We start from the raw sequence: 2,744 nt of genomic DNA, 5'->3' as shown, positions 1-2,744 counted from the left end.
GGCGCAGCCGCGCGACCTGCGCATTCCCGGCCCCAGCGTGGTCACGCGCTGCCTGCACCTGGTGTCGGGGCACGAGGTGCGCGGCTCGTTTCCGGTGGACGTGGCCTCCGGGCCCAACGTGGAGGAAGTGGTCTACCCCGGCGTGCATTCGGACGTGGGCGGCGGCTACCGGCCCGGCGAGCAAGGCCGCGGCGTGACCGACGACGCCAAGCTGTCGCCCCGCAAAACCACTCACTGGAGAACGCGATGCGTAACACTCTGACACGCTTTCTGCAACTCACCCTGCTGCTCGCGCTGACGGCCTGCAAGCCAACCGATGTGCCTGCTGCTGCACGCGAAGACACCAAGGGATTGCAGGTGAGCGTCCTCAACTACACCGACGACTATATCGACGAAGTGTACGTCAACCGCTCCTGGGCCGGTGGCATGGTCGCGCATTCCGGAGGGGGGAGCTTCGCTGGCCACGCGTCAGTACCCCGTCAATGGGACCCGAACTTCAAGCTCACCGTCCGCTGGCGCACCGAGCCGCTCTACCTCAAGAACCCCAGCGCGTTCTTTGAGCGCGAGCTGACCACCCAACCCTATCAAATGGATGAGCGCGGGCGCATGACCTTTCTCTGGGTGGCCTTTTTCCCCGGCGGCGAAGTCAAGCTCTTCCCTACTTGGGTTGCTCCAGGTGATCCCGATTTCCCGGATGGATTGCTCGAGCCAAAACTGCAATGCCGCAAGGAGCACCCCGGTAGTGAGTACTGCGAAGGTCCCGCTCAGCTCTGGGATCTCATGAGAAAGGGCAAGGCCGCCCACACGGAGGACAAGGCGCCATGACGATTTCCCGACTGCCCGACAATATGGGCGACAACCCGTGGGCACTCACGGCAAACGAGCGCAAGGGCATCACTTGCACCGAGTCGCCCGACGACGCCATGTCGTGCCAACGCACCTTGTATCTCGGCTTTTTCTTCGACGGTACGCGCAATAACCGTAAGTACGACACGGAGCACGAGTCCCATAGCAATGTCGCGCGGCTGTACGACGTCTTCGACGAAGCGCGTCAAGGGTTGATGTCAGAGCTGGCCAACAGCCACGGCGGCTGGGCGCTGCCGCGCGACCGACGACGCGAAGCTGATCCGCATCGGCCGCGCGTCGCCCCGCACATCCACTGACGGGGGAACACGATGCGTAACGCTCTGACACGCTTTCTGCAACTCACCCTGCTGCTCGCGCTGACGGCCTGCAAGCCATCCGATGCGCCTGCTTCTGCGCACGACGACACCATGGTGCCGCTCCGGGTCAGAATCCTCAACTACACCGACGACTATATCGACGAGGTGTACGTCAACAGCTCCTGGGCCGGTGGCATGGTCAAGCACTCGGGCGGTGGCGGTGCTGGGTCTGCGCAAGTTCCCCGCCAATGGGACCCAAACTACAAGCTCACCGTCCACTGGCGCACCGAGCCGCTCTACCTCAAGAACCCTGACGCGTTCTTTGAGCGCGAGCTGGCCACGCAACCCTATCAGGTGGATCAGCGCGGGCGCATGACCTATCTCTGGGTGACCTTTTTTCCAGGCGGCGAAGTCAAGCTCTTCCCTACTTTGGTTGGTCCAGGGCATCCCGATTTTCCGGAGGGACTGCTCGAGCCAAAACTGCAATGCCGCAAGGAGCACCCCGGTAGTGAGTACTGTGAAGGTCCCACTCAGCTCTGGGATCTCATGAGAAAGGGCAAGGCTGCCCACACGGAGGACAAAACACCATGACGATTTCTCGACTGCCCGACAACGTGAGTGCTAACCCGTGGGCACTCACGGCAAACGAGCGCAGGGGCGTTACTTGCACCGAGTCGCCCGATGACGCCATGTCGTGCCAACGCACCTTGTATCTCGGCTTTTTCTTCGACGGCACGCGCAATAACCTCTATTACGACAAGAAGCACGAGTCCCATAGCAATGTCGCTCGGCTGTACGACATCTTCGACGACGAAATCAAATCCGGCGAAGACCGCAAATACCGCTATCGAACCTATGTCCCCGGCGTCGGCACCGAATTCTGGAAAGGCGTTGGCGATGCCGGTGTGAGCTTGCACGCTGCCGCTGGCGCCGCCGCCGGCTGGGGCGGCGAGGCCCGTATCAACTGGGCGTTGCTACAACTTCAAAACAACCTCCATAGCTATGCCTTCGGCGACCAACCACTGACCGTAGAAGCCGAAGACCTCGCCTTCGTCAAACAGATGAGCGCCGACATCAACTTCAAGCGCATGCGCATGCGCTTTCCTGATGGCAAGGGGCCGCCCACGCCCAAGTCGCCTGACGACGTGCAGTTGCGCAAGGATGTGTCAAGTGCGCAGGCCCTTCAGGCCATCGCCAGCACCCAGTGGCGCGACACCGAGATCGACGGCCGCCGCACCGTGCTGGCCAAGCGCCGCGCCGAGCTGCTCGACAAGCTCAAACCGGTGCTGACAGGCAAGCTGCCCCGGCTGGCGCGCATCCGCATTTCCGTGTTCGGCTTCTCGCGCGGCGCGGCCGAGGCGCGCGTGTTCGTCAACTGGATGCGCGAGCTGTGCGATGAGCCCCGCGGGCCGATGCGCATTTGCGGCGTGCCGGCCACCGTGGATTTCCTGGGGCTGTTCGACACCGTGGCGTCGGTGGGCGCCGCGCAAGGGCTGATGTCGGAACTGGCCAACGGCCACGGCGGCTGGGCGCAGCCGCGCGACCCGCGCATTCCCGGCCCCAGCGTAGTCACGCGCTGCC

The 2,744-nt window shown here is 63.4% G+C and carries 4 protein-coding genes and 1 pseudogene; all 5 read left to right on the top strand.

Features of this window, described 5'->3' with window-relative positions:
- Positions 1-217, top strand: a pseudogene (locus tag P3W85_RS32595) (DUF2235 domain-containing protein); the annotation flags it as partial.
- Positions 218-246: 29 nt separating this feature from the next.
- Positions 247-825, top strand: coding sequence for a DUF3304 domain-containing protein (locus P3W85_RS32590; protein ID WP_276267793.1), 579 nt, complete (start codon positions 247-249; stop codon positions 823-825).
- A complete protein-coding gene (locus P3W85_RS32585; RefSeq protein WP_276267792.1) occupies positions 822-1,163 on the top strand; it encodes a hypothetical protein in 342 nt (113 codons plus the stop codon). Before P3W85_RS32590 ends, P3W85_RS32585 begins: the two co-directional genes overlap by 4 nt.
- Positions 1,164-1,175: 12 nt before the next feature.
- Positions 1,176-1,754: a DUF3304 domain-containing protein gene (locus P3W85_RS32580; RefSeq protein ID WP_276267791.1), complete on the top strand. Its 579-nt coding sequence runs from the start codon at positions 1,176-1,178 to the stop codon at positions 1,752-1,754.
- On the top strand, positions 1,751-2,744 hold a 994-nt coding region (locus tag P3W85_RS32575; RefSeq protein WP_276267790.1), incomplete at its 3' end, for a phospholipase effector Tle1 domain-containing protein. The genes P3W85_RS32580 and P3W85_RS32575, both read left to right, overlap by 4 nt.

This window comes from Cupriavidus basilensis, from assembly GCF_029335485.1.
Taxonomy (GTDB): domain Bacteria; phylum Pseudomonadota; class Gammaproteobacteria; order Burkholderiales; family Burkholderiaceae; genus Cupriavidus; species Cupriavidus basilensis_E.
The sequence above is the reverse complement of the archived record's forward strand: the minus strand, read 5'-3'. Positions and strand labels throughout refer to the sequence as shown.

Bases quoted from the DNA above. Each gene is read 5' to 3' on its own strand.
- P3W85_RS32585 (WP_276267792.1), top strand. From the start codon at position 822: ATGACGATTTCCCGACTGCCCGACAATATGGGCGACAACCCGTGGGCA.
- P3W85_RS32580 (WP_276267791.1), top strand. From the start codon at position 1,176: ATGCGTAACGCTCTGACACGCTTTCTGCAACTCACCCTGCTGCTCGCG.
- P3W85_RS32590 (WP_276267793.1), top strand. From the start codon at position 247: ATGCGTAACACTCTGACACGCTTTCTGCAACTCACCCTGCTGCTCGCG.